Raw genomic sequence first — 17,664 nt, 5'->3', positions numbered from 1 at the left:
ACGATTTTGAACGAGAATTTCGCGTGGATAGCATGTGATTCCGGTAGGATGCGCCGAATTTGTCGAAATTTGAAATTTTTAAGCACCGGGCTGGGCCGGGCCGCCGAGGCGAAATGAGCCGGGAAATGAGGGCGTGGTGAGGCGCGACACACTGCGCAGACGGCTGCGCGTTGTTTTTCGCCTAAATATTGATCCTCATCATCGAGGCGTGTCTTTGTTGCTGGCCCATTTCTTGCTAGGCCTTGACCGGCTGGTTTTGCCGATTGTAATTGTATACTTTTTCTGCAAATATCCTAGCAAAGCTGGACATATCGGAGCGGTTATTTTACCAAAGACCTTATATGAGCCGGGTGAATCCTAAATGACAGGGCCCACGTTTGTTGATCTCTTTTCGGGCTGTGGAGGCCTTTCTCTTGGCCTAATGACTGCTGGTTGGCAAGGGTTGTTTGCTATAGAAAAAAGCCCTGATGCTTTTGAAACCTTGTGGCATAATTTGTATCATCCCTCCCGTCAGGGATTTTCTTGGCCAGGGTGGCTGGAAATAAAGCCGCACACGATTGATGATTTTTTAGAAGACTATAAGGAAAATCTTAAAAGCTTACAAGGTAAGGTTGTACTCGTAGCGGGAGGCCCTCCGTGTCAAGGTTTTTCCTTTGCCGGGCGGAGAAATCCGAACGATCCGAGGAATATGCTTCCAATAAAATATGTTGAAGTCGTTAAACTGATACAGCCACGATTTATTTTGATAGAGAATGTGAGGGGATTTACTTGCGGTTTTGTAAAACAAAAACCTAATGGAATTCTTTCTCGAGCCCCTTCGCATGCTGAATTGATTTCTCATTCATTAAAAGAGTTGGGGTATGAAATATTCCATGAAATTGTTTTTTCATCAGAAGTTGGTGTCCCTCAATTGAGACAAAGGCTGGTAATGATAGCAGTCAAGAAACAAGATGCTGCCTTCAGTGCTTTGAATGGACTCTCTCCTTTTGATTTATTTCATAGGTCTGTCAAGGAGTTCCGATTATCTAAAGGACTTCCATTGGCTGGAGATATAACAGCCAAAATGGCCCTCTCTGATTTGGAAACGGAAGGCAAGAAGTTAGTCCCTTGTAAGGATTCAAGTGTTCCAGGATTTATGCAGATTTGTTATACAGTCCCCAGGGATTTGTCGTCATACCAGATGTTGATGCGTGCTGGTCATAACGGGACGTCTCCTGACTGTCTTCGTCTTCCAAAACATAGCGAAAAAGTTATTCAAAAATTCAAGCTTATTTTAGAAACTTGTGAAAGAGGTAAGACAATAAGTCGTCAGAATAGAGAAAAGCTCGGGCTTCGAAAGCACCACACTGTGCCGTTGCATCCTGATCGTGTCGCGGCAACGGTCACAACTTTGCCGGATGATGTCGTCCATTATTCTGAGCCACGGATTTTGACTGTACGGGAAATGGCTAGGTTGCAGTCTTTTCCAGATTGGTTTTCGTTTAAAGGGCGTTATACCACTGGGAATACTGACCGCCGAACACAATGTCCTCGGTATACCCAAGTTGGGAATGCGGTCCCACCGTTGCTTGCGGAGGCTTTGGGCAAGGTCATTTTAACACTTGCTACTATCTCATGAAGCTTATGGAAAACTTCTTTTTTAAAGTTAACGCGGAGCTTAAGAACGTTGTTGGCCGTGATTTGATTAATGATGATAACATTGCCGTTATAGAGTTAGTAAAAAACTCGTATGATGCAGGTTCTCCAAGTGTCTCTATCGATTTTCTAGATATTAATTATCCAGGACAGCTAGTGATAAAGGATTATGGCTGTGGCATGTCTCTGGATGATATTAAGCATAAGTGGTTGAATATCGCTTATTCAGAAAAACGAGAATTCCATCCAAAAGATCGTATTCAGGCAGGGAATAAGGGAGTTGGCCGATTCTCCTGCGATCGGCTTGGTGAACATCTCGATCTATATACCCATAAAGCCGGTGATAAATATATTCACCTCAAAGTGTTCTGGGAACGATTTGAAAATGCTGAGCAAGATAAACAGATAATGTCTGTTCCGGTTGATTACGAAGAAGTTCCTTTGGAAGTGTTTAAAAATAAAGCAAAATGGGAAACCGTTGATGGTTCGGGAACTACTTTGATCATAGCTAGACTTCGATCCAAATGGGACAGGGCTAAATTACTTAGTTTAAGGCGTGACTTGGAAAGGTTTGCTAACCCGAATCAAGGCTTCCAGAAAAATAGTTTTTCAATTTTTCTTGATTGTGCGCAGCTTGATTCTGCAGACAACCCCGTAGAAGAGAGCAAACGCGTCTCTGGTCTTGTAAAAAATACCGTTTTTCGAAATTTGGGCTTCAGAACATCATATATTGAAGCTGCTATCGACCACAAGGGAGATAACATTACTACCGAACTTTATCATCGTGGCGAGCGCCTATTTACCTTGATCGAAAAAAATAACTATAAAAATTTAAAAGATATAAATATTGTTATCTACTTTTTAAATCAGTATCACAAAGCGTATTTTCATCGTTCTACAGGGATGTCTTCTATTGATTACGGCTCTATTTTTCTTTTTCTCAACGGATTTCGTGTCTCGCCTTATGGAAATAGAGGAAATGATTGGTTGAGGCTTGATAACCGCAAAGCCCAAGGGATGAAGAAGCTTTTGGGGGCGCGAGAAGTACTTGGACGTATTGAAGTTAATGATCATGATGGACAGTGGAGAATAATATCCAGCCGAGAGGGTGTAGTTAAAAGTCGGGCTTTTGAAGAGTTGACTAATACTAAGGATGGTTTTTTTTATTCAGTTCATAAGAAACTTGAAAAATATGTTGTTCAGGGACTGGCGTGGGATAGAGCTTCACAAGATGTTGAAGTTGAAAAGCTTGCAGGCAAGCTTCTGGTCTCTGGAAATGAAATTATTGGGGAAAAATATATTGAATCAGAAAATGTAAAAGAAAAGAGGATATTGGATGTATTGGTAGCCTTAATTGCGCAAGGAACTAAGTCTGATGATATTCAGCTTTTGGAGTTTGATCCACGTCTTATTGAAATGCTTGGAAATCAGCAAGAAACGGAGGCTAAAGAATTTATAGAGCGGTTTGAACAGGTTGCAGTTCGCATCGATGCAGAGCCTCAAGCTAATCTTAAATCTTTTTTGACCAAGGCCGCTGAAAGAATGCGGGAGATGAAGGGGCAACGAGATGAAGCCCGCAGTTTAGTTCTTAAGACAAATGTCGAGAAGATACAAGCAATCCGGCAACGCGACGAGGCTATTCGCTTTGCTCGTCAGCGTGAAGAAGAAAATTTATTTCTAAAAGCAAGTCGAAATCGAGATGTTGATGATGTTATTGATCTGAGCCATCAAATATTAACTTGGTCAACGACTATTGAGAATGACATCTCGAAGTCTATAAGAATAATTAGCTCTCCAGAAGTCGATAGGCAGAGATTGCTTGTTGTTTTGAGAAGAATTTCGAGCTTAAACAATAAAATTCTTAAGGTCGCGAAGCTTATTACTCTTGCAAATTTTAGAGTTAAGGCTCTTGCTACAGATGCTGATCTATGTGCATTTATTGTTGGATATATTGAGGAAGTTCGTGAGTCACAGTTATTTCCAGGGTTTGGACTTGAACTGCTTGGCGAATATAGTGGCTTTGTGGTAAAATTTAAACCGCTAGAGATTATAATATTGATAGACAGTTTTATTAGCAATTCACAGAAGGCTGGTGCACAACATCTCTATGTACGTTTTATTGATGAAGGGAAATCGGCGTTGTCAATAGTTTTTGACGATGATGGACATGGAATTGCCCCAGAGATTGCCGATCCCGAATCAGTCTTTGAGCGAGGTGTAACTACAACAAACGGATCCGGTATTGGACTTTATCATGCACGACAAATTGTGTCGTCGATTGGTGGTTCTTTGGTGCTGACCGAATCTCATTTCAACGGCTTTGCTTTGCTGATGAGGATAATAAAATGAGGCTAAAGTATTATATTTTGTGGTTTGAGGATTCTCAGGAATTTGTTGATAGCGCAAGGGAAGACTTTGAAGAATTTCTTAAAGACAAAGGGTTTGAACTTGAAGTCTCATCCTTTGGTGACGCAGATGAATTAAAAGATGAGTTTTTAAGAGATTCTCGCTGGAATCTTGTCTTGATGGATTATCAATTAAGCGCTTCCGTGATTGGAACTCAAATTATTAATAGGATTCGCAGCCTCGATGTAAATACAGAAATAGTGTTTTATTCTTCAGACAATGCAAAGCTACATGAGCATATAAGAACAGAGCCTTTGGAGGGCGTATACTGGGCTGGACGTTCGTCGAACTTCCAAGAGAAAGTAAAAAATATTATTGAATTAACGATTCGCAAGGTGATGGATCTAACGAATATGCGTGGGCTTGTGATGGCAGAGGTGGCTGACATTGATACCACATTGGAAGATATTGTTCGTAGCCACCACTCTTCGGTTGATGAGGGTGAACAATCGAAAATTGTTGAGAAGTTTTTAAATCGAGCAAAGGATCAGGCTTCAAAGTCTGTTAAAAAACTCGAAGAAATGGCTACGAATGCGGCCAGTCTAGATGATTGCTTGTCTTGTGCTGTAATTGATTCCTCAAAACGCCTCGTTATGGTTCAAGGTGTCGCGAAGTCTGTCGAATGTTCTCAAGGTATTCGTGATCTTTGTCGCGAATATAATAATATTTTGAAGCGCAGAAATGATTTAGCGCACGGTCGATCTGAAGTGGAAAATGGAAGTGAGGTCATTCGTGGAAGAAATGAAAAATTTTCAGCAGAGAATGCGCTGGAATTGCGGCGGGAAATAATCAAGCATCGTGACAATTTTTTTGAGTTACTTTTAAAGGTTAGTCATCGGTCTAACCCCGTGTGATGGTTGGTCCTATGAGTTCTTCAAAAAAAGTATTTCTGAGAATATCAAGGTTTTTTGTTTCACATTCCCATATAATTAACACTCTCCATCCCATTTGTTCGAGAGCTGTAGCAGCCTCTGTATCTCTCAGGACGTTTTGATTTAATTTTTTTTCCCAAAAGGCTGTATTTGTCTTTGGAAATCTACATTGAGAACATCCAGTATGTCTATGCCAAAAACAACCATGAACGAAAATTACAGTTTGATACTTTGGCAAAACAATATCCGGAGTTCCTGGCAAGTCTTTTCTGTGCAACCGAAACCTGATCCCCATTTGATGTAATAAAGAGCGGACTAGTTTCTCTGGCTTCGTGTTGCGGCCACGAATGCTCGACATTAGAGCTCTTCGTTTTTCTTTGCTTAAGTGGTCCATGGATTTGTTCTGTTCGTTATTTATAGAAGTCAACTCGTTTTTGCGTTATTCTTTCCTTGAGGACTGACTGCTAAACGTTGAGAATGTTGCTACGACAAGTGGAAAGTCCACGCCAGCCAGTCTGTGTAAGCGACGTGGACTTTCTCAGGTTCTTCACCGGATAGTTTTAATTGTCAGTCGCTTTCAGCAACTCAATAATCCCCACATTCTTTTCTTTGGCAGCAGCGACAAGTCCTTTCAAGTTGTCATAACCCTTGTCCTTGATAAATTGGATGACGTCGCCTCGCTTTATCTCAAATTCTTTCATAATCGAATACATTTGATTCAGCGGGTTGTCTTCTCCTTTAGGAGTTTTGCGCGCCACTTTCACAGACATATCTTTCTTCGTGATGCCAAATTTTTTCATGTACTCCTTACGAGTCATGCCGTGAGTCTTGAGGTGCCTTTCAGTTAACGTTTTGTATTCTTCGCCACAGACAGCACACTTGACAACCATCTTGGTCTTCACATGCTGTGGAGCTTCGATTTGCTTCATGGGTTCTGCCTGAACATCAATGATAGGACCGGCGCTGAGAGCAGTCAGTTTTTCGTAAATGCTCTTCGTTACGACTTCCAGCTCGCTGAAATGAACTTTGCCGTGGCGGAGTTGGTCTTTCGCCAGATTTAAAGCCTCTGCCCAAATTTCTTTATCGATCATGGTGAACTCCTTTATAGCTGAATGATCTTTTCGGCAGATAGCTTTAAGGTCACTTTCTGTCAACGTGAAATGAAATTTATGTTCATGAGCTTTGCTCATTAATTGATATTCTGTTGCCCCTATGGGGCCGGTCGACCAGTATCCCCGGTCCCGGCCCTCTGGGCACCCCTTGGATTCGCGCCCTACGGCCCCGTCCTGGGGCTTTCCTCGTGTGGGCTAGATCGCCCTGGCCCCTCCCCTCAAAAACGCAAGGGTGGGCCGCCTAGGCCCAAAGTCCGATTCTTCCGGCGACGCTGTCGCTTGCCCCGGTCTCCCCATCGGCTGCCCAGCCCCGTGACCTGGCCCTTGCCCCGAGGGTATCCTTCCCTGGTCCCCGATCTCCTGGGCCACGAGGTGAGCATGCCGACCGAAGCAGAATCCAATGCCAAGACGCTCGAGCTGATCGAAGAGATCACAAAGCGGTTCCAGCCCATCGAACACCTTTTTGATGTCATGGGCGCTGCAGATTCAGGAGTGCAGGGGGTGTTTGTGCGACGGTGGGCAGAGATAGGCATGCATCTCGCGGAAACTTTCAAAGAATATCTTGATCAGTTAGTTGTCGATTCGAAAGGCAATGACTGAAGTTGTGGTCCTTTAATCTGCTTTCATGGAGGTTCGAGATATGATACTTTTTAAATTTGTCGCTGGAATTGCTTTGGGTGTCGTTATTGGAAGCGTGTTCAAAACAATCGCTCACGGCGGTGGTGTCATTGTTGGACACGATTACGTTCGAAACGCAATCAGAAAGGAAGAAAATAAGGTTCGCGGTCGGTTCAAAGATTTGAAGGTCAGGGATAGTGACCCGAAGTTTTACGATTAATGGCTGACAGCTTTATTCTGTCAGAGCCGTTAATATCTTAAGAATCTTTGTTTTGTCGCTCGGCGATGCTGATTGAATAATATCTATGGCAAGTTCTTCCGTCATCTTTGTTGTGAGCAGATTAACTTCGAGGTCAAATAACTTCATTAGGGAGATATCGAGCGCGACTGATAAGTTGTGAAGACTTTCCAGGGTGGGATTGCCCCGGCCGCGTTCGATTTCCCCGAGGTGTTTCAAGGATAAATTGGCCTTTTCGGCCAGTTCCAGTTGGGTCAGGCCGGCTTTCTTTCGGAGCAACTGGATTCTTTTCCCCAGTATTTCATGGATATTAGCCATTTCTCCCCCTGCATACCAATACGGGACTGGCGGCAAGGGGCGAACCAGACTATTTACCCTTTTCTCTTGAAAATAGGAATTAAATTACCTATTTTGCGGGTGGGCCGACATTGCTGTGGTCAAATACTCAATATTTAGCGCAACATTAGGGAGGTCGCTATGGGCAAGTTCTTGGATATGTTGAAGAGCGAATATGCTCAGCTGGTTCAAGTTGTAAACGCTAACGTAAAAATGAAAGACAAGTCGTTGCAACTTTTACAAAATAAGTTATTTATTCTGATTTGTCTTGTTGTTGCAATCCCGTTGTCTTTTATCGCCGTCGGATCCTCTGGAGGTCATTGGATCAGAATAGTAAAGTCTGGAACTTTGAACATTGACGGCTCAACCACTGTCGGGAACGCTTTGGATAATTATAAATATTTTAGGTCGACCAGCTGGAAAGAGTTTGAAGATCAGCAAAGACGGAGAGTCGTAGAGTTTAATGGGAAGATTGATTCCAAGTCTACCATAAAACAATGGCTACAATCTAGATATTCCGGAGATGTAATAAGCAAACTGAATTCTAAAGATGTTAGTAGCGACATCGATGTTAATTTGCAATTCCTTGTCAACACCGATAGTGAAACTTTTAAGCTTGCATACAGCGAAGTTGTATTGAATGGCAAAATAATAGGGCGAGACGCAAGTCATATCATAGATGACATATATAAGAACAAACTAATTAATGATATAGGCTTTGGTGTTGGTAGTATTTATTCTGACGAAGCGAACAAGATCGCTGGAGACATAGCCAGCAAAAAGCTAGAAGAGGCGAAAAAGAAATACTTAATTGACAATAGAAGTAAGTTCGTGGGCAAATACAGGGACGCGGCAAGTGGCGAAGCAGGAAAATGCCAACTCGTCGTTAAGGATATGAATGATTCTTTCGTCAAAATTGAACTGACAATTAAAGATACGGACAAGAAGCCTGAAACATATGAGGGTTTTGCAAAAATCGGTTTTGCTAAATAATCCTGCAAAACCGTATGGATAGGAGTAGAACGGAAGCTGGTTATGTGGTAGTTTGAGTTCACCACAAACCTAAACTAAAACCACACGAGCCAGCTTCCATGAGACTCCTATCACGCATCCTCGGTGCCATACAAGGTTCTTTGATTCCATGTTTAGAAGAAAAGTTTGGTTCTTTGACAGATAAGCAGAAAAGACTCGTTGAGATTATTGAGTTGGTTCGCATAGAAGATCATATTTCGGATTTGCCTCGATTCGGAAGAGGTAGGCCATCATATAGTCGCGCAGCTATTGCCAGAGCGTTTATTGCGAAAGCTGTTTTAAATTTTCCTAACACAAGGGCTCTCGTTGAAGCGTTGCAATTGATGCCAAGTCTTAGACGGATTTGCGGTTTTGAAGAACACAAAACTATTCCGCATGAATCTGTATTTAGTCGTGCATTTTCAGAATTCTCTTTAAAAGGTTTGCCTCAAAATGCCCATGAAAGACTTGTCAGGCTACATTGTAGCGAACGATTGATTGGGCATATTAGTCGTGATTCGACAGAAATTAACGCCAGAGAAAAACCAACTAAAAAAATGAATCCGCCCAAACCCAAAAAACGCCGCCGCAGGGGGCGGCCGATTAATAGCAAGACAAAGCCAAAGACAAAGAAGCTACTTGAGCGACAGATAGAAATGACTAGCGACGAAGCCAGAATGACTCTTCCTATGGCATGTGATATCGGTGCTAAATCTAGCAGTAAGGGGCATTTTCGTCGATGGATTGGATATAAATTACATATTGATTCGGCGGATGGTCAAATTCCTATCAGTTGTATACTTACTTCTGCTTCACTACACGATAGTCAGGCAGCCATACCGTTGGCAAAAATGTCCGCTGAACGAGTAACAAGTCTCTATGACTTGATGGATTCAGCGTACGATTCCAAAACAATTCGCGACTTTAGTCGTTCATTGGGGCACGTTCCGATTATTGATTTTAACAAAAGACGCAATGGAATAAAAAAAGAAATGGAGCCAGCAACTAGCATTCGATACAGAGAAAGAACTAATTCTGAACGTGTTAACAGCCGTCTTAAAGATGATTTTGGCGGAAGAAGTCTTATGGTTCGCGGTGGACCTAAGGTCTTTGCTCATCTTATGTTTGGCATCCTTGCGTTGACAGCAGATCAATTGATTCGTTTGTTGACAGTATAGCAACAATATGATTTTGATACTCATAAATCAGGATATTCGTTTCTGAATTATGTGCAAAATAGAAACACGACAGCATTAAAACACATTAGTGTTTAAAAATGAGCACTCATGCCCGTTGGAATGTGTTAATTCTGTAGCTCGTATTATTTTTGCAAAACCCTCATATGATATAAAATTTCCAATTGAGTTGATGGTTGATTCGATTGACCAGTTGACGAATAATTATTACAAGATTGAAGGGCGTGTCGAAAAAACAAGCATACCTGATGTTAAAGAAGCTTCGATATCTATATTTAGAGAAAGTGGAGGGCCATTGATAGTTCTTCATGGTTTATGCCGTGCACGCTTTGAAAAAGAATGATTTCGGTGCAATATTGATTTCGTGACCTCCCCTCTAGCCCCAGGGTATCCTCCCAGGAGATTCCAATATTCCAACGGGAGGATACCCAAATGGCCGAAGAATGGAACATCATTTTCAGCTACACACGGAAACAAGCCATCGAGGATGGGGTGTTGATCGACGTCACCGAGCAAGCAGCCGAGATGGGCTTCAAGGTGAACACCTGCGTCACTGACCACCTCTATGCTGATTACCTTGTGCCGCCGGCCGGGCTGGAAGGAGAAGGTCAATCCCTCGAGGGGCGTCTGACTGATCTTCTCTTTCGGACATTGATCGCGGCGAAAGCTTCCAGTGCTGGCGACCGCGCCGAATTCGACGTCTTGTTACTTATGAAGCCGGGCCGGTGGGACACCGCCCATGTCCTGGCGATCATGGGGCCGGGTGATCACGGTGAGCCAGTGTTGACCATTATGCTGCCAGAAGACGAATAATCGTGCTGTGTTGTGAGCGGGATGGGTTTGAAGCGACACGCACTTATTTCATACGAAATCACGATGAAATTGCTGCGTGCTGATCAAAGACCATGATGCGCACGTTGTAAAGGGACAGGACTTGGAGGCTCAATTGCCTCCTTTCCCGCGCCAAGGGTTCGAGTCTGCAAAAAATTTTTCAGGGGAGATCTGAACATCGCATTTTTTGAAGCGTGGCGTCTTGAGGCAGGAATTGGCACGGTGGGAGCCCCTGGTGATAAATTCGTCTGAACCTGAAGCGTAGTGGGAAATCGAAAAGTCAACCCCCGGGATTTTGAGCACTCGCATTCGAAAATCGGGGGTTGAGTGGAAACTTGCCTCTTCGCGGGGGTGTAGTTTGAATCTCAAGGGATACATCGTGCTATTGCTTTTTGACTCCTCGAACACGTCCATACTTCTTGGCTACTTCTTTTAGGCGCTGTAAAAGTAAGCTTTTGCTGACGTGATCTTTGTACTTTGAAGTTTGCAATAAGTGGTCGGCCATGGCGCCGTGATGTCGCGTATCCCCTTTTCTCCATAGATCATCTGCCTCTTGAGCTAGTTTCTCGCAATTCTCATACTTTATTTTAAATGCTTCATTCATCGCATGGCTTGTACCAAGTGAAGACATGTGGTCTAGTGACTCTTCGGTGTAAAAATCATTTTCTCGATCTATTGTTCCAAGCTTGTAGGCAGCCTTTATAAGCGTTAAAGTAATTAGTTCCGAGGCTTTCTTGGTGTATGTTTTTGATGCGACTGGAAGGTAGTACAGCAAGTCAAAGGTAGTCGTGAATAGCTCTGAATATCGGCGCAGGTTGCTTATTGTGGCTGAATTGAGATCGCTATTGTGTATTATTGAATGAGTAAGAATTCTCATTCCAAAAGAACCAATTAGTCCGTAACATGTTTTGATTTTGATATTTTCTTTGTTCGTGTTGAGTTTTTCAAACAGGTCGCATATAGTGTCAATGTCCTTTGGGATATATTTGAATAAAAAATACAGGATGTAGTGCCATTCAGGGTTTTGCTCCTTGACGATGGTTTGCATGTCATAGTTAAGCAAGAGATCGTACAATATCGAGGTAGCCTCCGTGTCGGCTGTGCCTGTTTTTAAAATTGATTCTTGAACGGAGATAAGCAAATCTCCAATGTCTTTATCTTTGTAAGAAATGGCATACTCGATAGAGTCAAGCTCTTTTGTTAACAAGTCCTTTGTTTCGTTAAATACAGAAGAGTTTAGCTGGCTTTTTAACGAAATGATGAAGACTTTTAAAAATAAATTCTCTTTGCCGCCATAGCAATTATTTAGCGGCCATGAATCATTGCTTGAATTGGCATCATGAACATTTTTGAATTTAGTAAAACCTATATTTTCTAAGAATTGCGAGTCTTTAAAAGTATCCGCCATTGGGGTGTCTTCTGGCAAATTGTTCAATGCTTCAATGCAATGGAGCATTTCAATAAAGCCAATAGTATTGACTTTGTCGTTAGAAATCTTTTTCTGAAACGGAAAAGTCTTGTTTATCATATAACACCCCTGTCCACCTGGAAATTCGTTACTACTGAGGCGCGGCGCAAGCTGCCCATCTCTCTAAGCCCTGCCTGCCCCTGCTCCCTTCCGCCTTCACAGGCTCGTCACTCGGCGAGAGGCGAGAATTATTTTTATCACCAGCAAAAATAATCCTGATTCTACCCGGTCAAAAGCCTTTTGTGCCAGTAGATACAGAATGTTAGCCGGCTTAGAAGGGGGCCGTCAGGTGCGCCCACCCCGCGCAAATGGGGAAAGGACAGCATGGGCCCTTTGAAAAGATCATAACCCCGCGCCGACCCTCGAGGAGATAAAGGACCTCGGGAGCAAGGGCAAGATATGGGGTATAGGCAACTAAGGGCGATAGCTGTGAAACCGTAAAGTCGTATCAAGTGGCTGTGAACCTGACGGTGTGATTGGTGGCGAGGCCTATGACAGTATCCTCTGGATTGATGTCATCACTAGGCCGAACTGAAAACATCACTCCAAACAGGAGATGGCGGCGAAGAGCGAGTAAATAAATCAGTCGACTCATTATCTGGCCGGGCAATGACAAGTGAACTTTTTACGGTGTGAGGAAAATAAAATGAGTGAAGTAGCTATTCTGAAGGTCATCTTGGAAGCCAACCCTGGTCTTTCTATTGATGACGCACTTAAGCTGACTGACAAAGCCATTAAGAGCCTTTCCAAAACGAAGGCTGATATCGCAAAAGGCAATACCGGGGCCAGCGATGATGTCGTCAGCCCTACTGACAACAAGCAACAGAAGCACCAGTATACTCAGGCGGATTTTAAGTTTAACCCCATGCAAGCTCTGCAAGGCGACAAGGCTACGTGTGTCCTCTGTGGCAAGAAGTTTGACGTCATCTCGAAAACGCACCTTTGGGTGAGTCACGGCATTACTCCGGAAGAATATCGCAATTTGTGTGGATACTCCCCTACCCAGCGCCTGATGACGGAGACTTATCGTCAGCAGCGTGCGAACAAGCTCAAGGGAAACGAGCCCTGGAAACAGACCAATCGCTGGAAGGACAAGCAAGCCAGGGAAGCTGCCGCGAGGGAAGCTGCGTCCCAGGCTGTGGATGGAATCGATACCGATGACAAGTCCACTCCCAAGGAAACCCCGAAGGCCCCGAAATCCGATGCCAAGCCTCAGGCCAACGCTTCGGGAACGCCCGAGAAGAAGGACGACAAGGGGGATAACGCACCGAAGTCGTAGCACGTAATCACGCCTAAACTGTGAGCCTGGGCCTGGGATGGTTGTTTGACCGTCCCGGGCCTTTTCGTTTTCTGGATGCTGTCTCGAGGCGAGGAGGGACGCCGTCGCCGTCTCCATGCCTGTCCCTGTTGGGGCAGGATGCGCTTCTGCCGCCGCGCCGACTTGCGGCTGACAGGGCTGTAAGGTACTTCTCGCATTAAGATTTGAGGGAACCGGGCTGGTGCCTCGTGCCTGGGCCGTCGGCATGCATGCGTAGCCGCGTTCAGGGCCGCGATCCTGTGGTTGTCGGCGAGGGGGCAGCGGCTAGACGCCATACGCGAGAGACGGGGCGAAATGGGCCGTTTTGGGGCGTTTCGCAGGGGGGCGGCGATGCTCTGGACGGTCGCTTAAGCCGCGCAGCCGTCGATATCATGGAAATTCAGCATGTTGAAATTTTTGAAAAAACTTGAGAAGCAAGATACTAACGCAACACACTGAATTTATTAATTTTGCTGTGCGAGTTGTCGAATTTGAAATCTTGACTGGCGGTCTTGCCGGTCCTGGGCGAAAATGAGCCGAAAAATGAGTGCTCGCGAGGCACGACGCAATGCGCAGAGGCCTGCGGGTTGCGTACCTGGGATCATTTCTGGGCAGTCGGCTGGGGAACAGAGCGGCCACGGCCCGGGTATCGAGGGTTCGCCGCCGCGCCAAAGCGTTCACGTCCCGGCATGTCGGTGTACCGGCTGGGCACAGCGAGTCATGGGATGACCGGCGCTGCATAACGCGCAGAAAGCTGCGGGGCGTGTGCCGGGACTCATTCCTGGGCATTGGACCTGGACCAGCGAAGCCGTCCATCTGATCCCGTGGGTCGGGGACGCGGCGTGAGGCGCTACATAACGCGCAGGCGGCTGCGTACTGGGTCGCCAGGATCATTTCTGCGAGGCGTCCGGGCTGGAAAGCGGCAACTGATTGAGTCAAGGCCGCAAGCAAAGAGATCAATAGAGCATGCCAGTAGGAGTTAAAGGAGTTCAAAGATGGCCGCAAACGCTACAAAGACACCTGCTGAACTTGCTGAAAATCTTAAAAAAGAATTAATTCCGAAAGATATTAAACTAGATATCCAGAACTTCCCACCGGTAATGAAACATTATATTGAGGCGTTGACAGAAGAATCGGGATGTCAAATTATTTCGGCTGCAATAAATACGTTAAGCTTGATGTCGTCTGTTTTGCAAAAATCATTATACATCCCTAGGTTTGCTTCGAACGGTAATAATGAAGGATATTTTCAAGAGCTGTATCCTAACCTCTGGATTGTTGAGGTCAATAAGTCCGGAAATTTTAAGACAACAACACAAAACAATGCCCATGAAGTCGCGTATAAAATTGAAAGCATAATAAGTGATGCGTCCGAACAACTTAACAAGTTGGCTAGCGCAATAATCAAAAAGTATAATGCAGGAAATGTATTTAATAAGCAAGATCTGCATGAACTGTGCTTTCCAAAGCTTCCTGGCAATTTATCGGATTACGCTGAGCTTCTTTCTATACGCACCGGGAAAAAGCTTGACGATGATTTCACGAAGGCTGTTGATTCTGTCGGAACTATAGCATTGAATGAAATTCAAAGCCAAGGCCTAAGTCTCGATGACTGTTTTTATAAAATCCCAGTGCATTTAATTGACAGAAATATTTTTATTCCTTCAAGGATTACTCTTGAAGCTTTACTTGACTGCATCGCATTTAAAGGAGGGGGATTAATATTAAGTTCTGAGTTCAGTACATGGTTGGCCTTTGTCGCTGGAGGAGGCAGAGGGCTTCAAGCAAGAGCAACTCTTACTGATTTATATGATGTGCCAAGGCGGTATGCTTATTCCACAAAAACTGATGGGACGACAGCTCTTGAAAAGCCATTTCTTTCAATGTGCGGAGCGATGACGTATAGTTCATTTAAAGAGCTAGCCACATCAGAAAGCATTCAATCCGGTTTCTTGGCTAGATTTCTTTTGTTTGCGCCACCTCCTTCAGACTCCTCTACCCAAGCCTTGCCAACGGCAATAAATGGTAAAAGAATATATGACGCAAAAAAAGAAATGTTCAACTTATTAATAACGGCCCCACGCGAAAAAAAATATTGGCTGACAGAGGAAGCGAAAGAGTATTACAAAGGCATACATGGTGAATTTGAAGAGTATGCAAAGAAGTTTTCAATTGACAAAAGTGATTTGATAGAACCATTTTTTAGAAGATTGTCTCCATACATACTCAAGATTGCTATGCTAATGCAATATGCTGAAGATTCTGCATCGACAGAAATAAACGACAAATCTATTTATAATGCACTCCAGGTAGTGGATTGCGCGTTTATGTCTACAAAGTGGTTAATCCATGAATATGTGTCAGGAACAAGTTTTGATGACCAAGTAAAGGTTGTTTTAGAATACATTGCCAACAATAATGGCGAGCGCACGTGGGGCGAATTGATTGAAAGCCATAAAATTAAAGGTGGAGCAAAAAAATATGAGGCCATTTTGCGGCACCTAAAAAATGAAGGGCGAATATCAATCACCTTTGCAAAAGGTAACAAAGGCAATTCTGTGATAAAGTTGATTTAATAAGTATGGAGGTGGCAAGTGGTTTCGCCAGTCGTTCTTGATTTATCTTATGTCGACACACATGACTACAAGAAGAAAAATAATGTTAATGCCATTAAAATTATAGAAATAAATATCAACGCATCTGGAGACATCTTCAGTGAAGCGCGGCTTATTAATCAAGCTTGTTTGCAATTTGACATAATGAGTCGTCATGACACCGAGGCACGCACTCATAGCTGGTCTCGGATCGGTTGCTTAGTGTCACATGTTCGCGAGAGATATGATGATGAGGATTACACCGACCCCAACATCCCCTCTTGGTCTAGTTTTTGTAAAAAGTATTTTTTCAACAGAATAAAGCAGAGGCGTTTAGAACAATGCCAAACGCTTTATCATTACGAGAAAAGCATAAGCAATTTAACAAAAATTTATTTTCTTGGAATCGATCGGATTGTCCCTTTGTTGAATGCGTTGTATAGAAACAACACACAAGGGCAGATAAAAAATCTACTAGGTCAATTTGAAATTGATTTAAAAACAAAATCAATTTCTAGCCAAGAGAGAGCCACCCTTAGCAAAAAAGTTGATGATCTGACAAAATATTTGAATACTAAGGATTCTGTCGGCGGGATAGCGTACAACCAAGACCTGATGTTTTGCGCAATAAAAGTTGGATGTGTTTTTGAGGATAAGGATCATGATTATATGAGGAGTTTAGGATCAACAGCATTGATCGACGAGTATCTAACAAGGTGCATAGCCAACAAAAGTTCCGCGCATGGGGACCGTAAATCGCACGCCAGTAATGAATCGTTTATTTGTATTTTGTCGAAGCTCATTGATACTGTCTATGACTATTACAAAAACCCAAGCAAGATACATCCGGCCTTGGAAATTGCCATGGTTGATGACGCTATCTCCAAGCTTCAATATTTGAAATCTCAGATGGGGCAGGTAAACAGCAGTGGAAGTTAAGATTTTCTTGTCATCGTTCGACCTCGATGTTCTTCTTGAATACAGAACACTTAAGCCGGACGCCGAAATAAACGTCCTGCTATCCTATGGCACAGTCAATGGCGACTATTATGACATGGTAGTCACGCATCGCGACAAGATTAACGACTTAATTCTGGACAGCGGCGCTTTTACCTACAATTTTGCAGGAGAAGCCGCTCGTCAAAAAATCGATCTTGATGGTTTTAAATGTTATTGCAAAACATTTAATAAACAGTTCAATTTTATATTTAACTTTGATGTCAACTTCTCAGACCATGGCTATGATGAAAACTGCAGAAACCAAGATGTTCTTGAAAAAGCAGGCATTGAAAGAGTTGTCCCTGTAGTCCATGATTATTTAGGAAAAAATACAGACGAAGCTGGTGAGTTCATTAAGCGATATCCTTTGATTTCGCTTGGGAGTTCAAAGTACAGAACGGACAAGAAAGTTGTCGCAAAAATTGTGAAAAGAATTAAAGACGCTGGCAGGAAAGTGCATCTTCTTGGTGTGAGTGCATATAACAGCATAAAAGACATTCCTATCGACTATAGCGATAGCAGCAACTGGGCGCAGGCTCAAAAATTTGGATATATTTATTTTTGGAATCAACCCTACGATGCCAATACTCCAGATATAATGCTCCGCTTTCGCGATAAAGAAATAGACAATCCAAACAATACATTGACTTATTTTGAAAACTATCCTCATCGCACTGAAGTTGAAGAATATATCAAAAATGAACTTAGCATAACTTATCGCGACCTATATGGCCATAACTCTACTTTTTGTAGGCAGTTGGTGAATACTCATTACTTTGTCAAGCTGCAAGATCGTGTGCGTGAAGCACATATTGCAAATGGATTTGACACGCTTTACCCTTAGAAAGTGCAGACAACTAACAGACTGACTCAATAGATCATAGCGGCTGTTGGTGTTTACGCATGGACCTTGAATTGAATGAGTTACATGATGATTATCCGTGACATATATTCGGCTGAAATCAGTATTTTGTACTGTCAAAATTTGAAAATAATATTTTGCTTTTGAAAAAGAAGTCACGTTAAAATGGTCGAATGCATTTGTCTCGAC

At 43.3% G+C, this 17,664-nt stretch carries 16 protein-coding genes; 12 read left to right on the top strand and 4 right to left on the bottom strand.

The annotated features are described in order from the left end of the window. Nucleotides 1-361: 361 nt before the first annotated feature. Genes ACP59X_RS16590 through ACP59X_RS16580 form a run of 3 tightly spaced genes read left to right on the top strand, consistent with a single transcriptional unit; the run spans nucleotide 362 to nucleotide 4,895 of the window. Nucleotides 362-1,618 carry a DNA cytosine methyltransferase gene (locus ACP59X_RS16590; RefSeq protein WP_428560441.1) on the top strand — a complete coding sequence of 419 codons (1,257 nt, stop codon included), beginning with the start codon at nucleotides 362-364 and terminating at the stop codon, nucleotides 1,616-1,618. Between the two features lie 5 nt (nucleotides 1,619-1,623). Beyond that, nucleotides 1,624-3,984, top strand: a complete 2,361-nt coding sequence (locus tag ACP59X_RS16585) for a sensor histidine kinase (RefSeq protein ID WP_428560439.1) — start codon at nucleotides 1,624-1,626, stop codon at nucleotides 3,982-3,984. Continuing rightward, nucleotides 3,981-4,895 (top strand): hypothetical protein, encoded by a 915-nt coding sequence (locus tag ACP59X_RS16580; RefSeq protein WP_428560436.1) that lies wholly within the window; start codon nucleotides 3,981-3,983, stop codon nucleotides 4,893-4,895. Before ACP59X_RS16585 ends, ACP59X_RS16580 begins: the two co-directional genes overlap by 4 nt. Here the strand turns inward: ACP59X_RS16580 and ACP59X_RS16575 are convergent. After that, entirely contained in the window at nucleotides 4,882-5,307 is a 426-nt protein-coding gene (locus ACP59X_RS16575; RefSeq protein ID WP_428560433.1) for a very short patch repair endonuclease, read from the bottom strand. The two genes, ACP59X_RS16580 and ACP59X_RS16575, sit on opposite strands and share 14 nt — an antisense overlap. 166 nt (nucleotides 5,308-5,473) lie before the next feature. Beyond that, a complete protein-coding gene (locus tag ACP59X_RS16570; protein ID WP_428560430.1) occupies nucleotides 5,474-6,004 on the bottom strand; it encodes a MucR family transcriptional regulator in 531 nt (176 codons plus the stop codon). Between the two features lie 399 nt (nucleotides 6,005-6,403). On the opposite strand from ACP59X_RS16570, the gene ACP59X_RS16565 reads away from it, so the two are divergent. Together ACP59X_RS16565 and ACP59X_RS16560 are read left to right on the top strand one after the other, a co-directional pair. Further along, nucleotides 6,404-6,625, top strand: coding sequence for a hypothetical protein (locus tag ACP59X_RS16565; RefSeq protein ID WP_428560427.1), 222 nt, complete (start codon nucleotides 6,404-6,406; stop codon nucleotides 6,623-6,625). Between the two features lie 40 nt (nucleotides 6,626-6,665). Continuing rightward, a complete protein-coding gene (locus tag ACP59X_RS16560; protein WP_428560425.1) occupies nucleotides 6,666-6,863 on the top strand; it encodes a hypothetical protein in 198 nt (65 codons plus the stop codon). A gap of 12 nt (nucleotides 6,864-6,875) precedes the next feature. Here ACP59X_RS16560 and ACP59X_RS16555 read toward each other — a convergent pair whose 3' ends face one another. Then, a complete protein-coding gene (locus ACP59X_RS16555) occupies nucleotides 6,876-7,199 on the bottom strand; it encodes a helix-turn-helix domain-containing protein (RefSeq protein WP_428560423.1) in 324 nt (107 codons plus the stop codon). A gap of 159 nt (nucleotides 7,200-7,358) precedes the next feature. Here ACP59X_RS16555 and ACP59X_RS16550 point away from each other — a divergent pair, with 159 nt between their 5' ends. From ACP59X_RS16550 to ACP59X_RS16540, 3 genes are all read left to right on the top strand, one after another. After that, entirely contained in the window at nucleotides 7,359-8,210 is an 852-nt protein-coding gene (locus ACP59X_RS16550; RefSeq protein WP_428560421.1) for a hypothetical protein, read from the top strand. Between the two features lie 98 nt (nucleotides 8,211-8,308). Further along, nucleotides 8,309-9,406 (top strand): transposase, encoded by a 1,098-nt coding sequence (locus tag ACP59X_RS16545; protein ID WP_428559722.1) that lies wholly within the window; start codon nucleotides 8,309-8,311, stop codon nucleotides 9,404-9,406. Between the two features lie 450 nt (nucleotides 9,407-9,856). Then, the gene (locus ACP59X_RS16540; protein ID WP_428560419.1) at nucleotides 9,857-10,237 is read left to right on the top strand and encodes a DUF6573 family protein; all 381 of its coding nucleotides are present in this window, start codon (nucleotides 9,857-9,859) and stop codon (nucleotides 10,235-10,237) included. A 400-nt stretch (nucleotides 10,238-10,637) separates the two neighbouring features. Here the strand turns inward: ACP59X_RS16540 and ACP59X_RS16535 are convergent, their stop codons facing one another. Next, nucleotides 10,638-11,783, bottom strand: a complete 1,146-nt coding sequence (locus ACP59X_RS16535; protein WP_428560417.1) for a hypothetical protein — start codon at nucleotides 11,781-11,783, stop codon at nucleotides 10,638-10,640. A gap of 586 nt (nucleotides 11,784-12,369) precedes the next feature. On the opposite strand from ACP59X_RS16535, the gene ACP59X_RS16530 reads away from it, so the two are divergent. The 4 genes from ACP59X_RS16530 to ACP59X_RS16515 all read left to right on the top strand — a co-directional run bounded on the left by ACP59X_RS16530 (nucleotide 12,370) and on the right by ACP59X_RS16515 (nucleotide 17,457). Then, nucleotides 12,370-13,002, top strand: a complete 633-nt coding sequence (locus ACP59X_RS16530) for a MucR family transcriptional regulator (protein WP_428560415.1) — start codon at nucleotides 12,370-12,372, stop codon at nucleotides 13,000-13,002. Between the two features lie 1,013 nt (nucleotides 13,003-14,015). Continuing rightward, the gene (locus ACP59X_RS16525; RefSeq protein WP_428560413.1) at nucleotides 14,016-15,596 is read left to right on the top strand and encodes a DUF3987 domain-containing protein; all 1,581 of its coding nucleotides are present in this window, start codon (nucleotides 14,016-14,018) and stop codon (nucleotides 15,594-15,596) included. Nucleotides 15,597-15,614: 18 nt separating this feature from the next. After that, nucleotides 15,615-16,553 (top strand): hypothetical protein, encoded by a 939-nt coding sequence (locus ACP59X_RS16520; RefSeq protein WP_428560411.1) that lies wholly within the window; start codon nucleotides 15,615-15,617, stop codon nucleotides 16,551-16,553. Then, nucleotides 16,543-17,457, top strand: coding sequence for a hypothetical protein (locus ACP59X_RS16515; protein WP_428560409.1), 915 nt, complete (start codon nucleotides 16,543-16,545; stop codon nucleotides 17,455-17,457). Before ACP59X_RS16520 ends, ACP59X_RS16515 begins: the two co-directional genes overlap by 11 nt. Nucleotides 17,458-17,664 lie beyond the last annotated feature (207 nt).

The organism is Solidesulfovibrio sp. DCME (assembly GCF_049995385.1).
Classification (GTDB): Bacteria; Desulfobacterota; Desulfovibrionia; order Desulfovibrionales; family Desulfovibrionaceae; genus Solidesulfovibrio.
This window is presented reverse-complemented; position numbering and strand designations above follow the sequence as displayed.

What these genes read in the sequence shown, in the direction of transcription:
- ACP59X_RS16565 (WP_428560427.1), top strand. Translation starts at nt 6,404, where the DNA reads ATGCCGACCGAAGCAGAATCCAATGCCAAGACGCTCGAGCTGATCGAA.
- ACP59X_RS16555 (WP_428560423.1), bottom strand. Translation starts at nt 7,199, where the DNA reads ATGGCTAATATCCATGAAATACTGGGGAAAAGAATCCAGTTGCTCCGA.
- ACP59X_RS16530 (WP_428560415.1), top strand. Translation starts at nt 12,370, where the DNA reads ATGAGTGAAGTAGCTATTCTGAAGGTCATCTTGGAAGCCAACCCTGGT.
- ACP59X_RS16585 (WP_428560439.1), top strand. Translation starts at nt 1,624, where the DNA reads ATGGAAAACTTCTTTTTTAAAGTTAACGCGGAGCTTAAGAACGTTGTT.
- ACP59X_RS16545 (WP_428559722.1), top strand. Translation starts at nt 8,309, where the DNA reads ATGAGACTCCTATCACGCATCCTCGGTGCCATACAAGGTTCTTTGATT.
- ACP59X_RS16570 (WP_428560430.1), bottom strand. Translation starts at nt 6,004, where the DNA reads ATGATCGATAAAGAAATTTGGGCAGAGGCTTTAAATCTGGCGAAAGAC.
- ACP59X_RS16535 (WP_428560417.1), bottom strand. Translation starts at nt 11,783, where the DNA reads ATGATAAACAAGACTTTTCCGTTTCAGAAAAAGATTTCTAACGACAAA.
- ACP59X_RS16550 (WP_428560421.1), top strand. Translation starts at nt 7,359, where the DNA reads ATGGGCAAGTTCTTGGATATGTTGAAGAGCGAATATGCTCAGCTGGTT.
- ACP59X_RS16590 (WP_428560441.1), top strand. Translation starts at nt 362, where the DNA reads ATGACAGGGCCCACGTTTGTTGATCTCTTTTCGGGCTGTGGAGGCCTT.
- ACP59X_RS16525 (WP_428560413.1), top strand. Translation starts at nt 14,016, where the DNA reads ATGGCCGCAAACGCTACAAAGACACCTGCTGAACTTGCTGAAAATCTT.
- ACP59X_RS16575 (WP_428560433.1), bottom strand. Translation starts at nt 5,307, where the DNA reads ATGGACCACTTAAGCAAAGAAAAACGAAGAGCTCTAATGTCGAGCATT.
- ACP59X_RS16540 (WP_428560419.1), top strand. Translation starts at nt 9,857, where the DNA reads ATGGCCGAAGAATGGAACATCATTTTCAGCTACACACGGAAACAAGCC.
- ACP59X_RS16560 (WP_428560425.1), top strand. Translation starts at nt 6,666, where the DNA reads ATGATACTTTTTAAATTTGTCGCTGGAATTGCTTTGGGTGTCGTTATT.
- ACP59X_RS16580 (WP_428560436.1), top strand. Translation starts at nt 3,981, where the DNA reads ATGAGGCTAAAGTATTATATTTTGTGGTTTGAGGATTCTCAGGAATTT.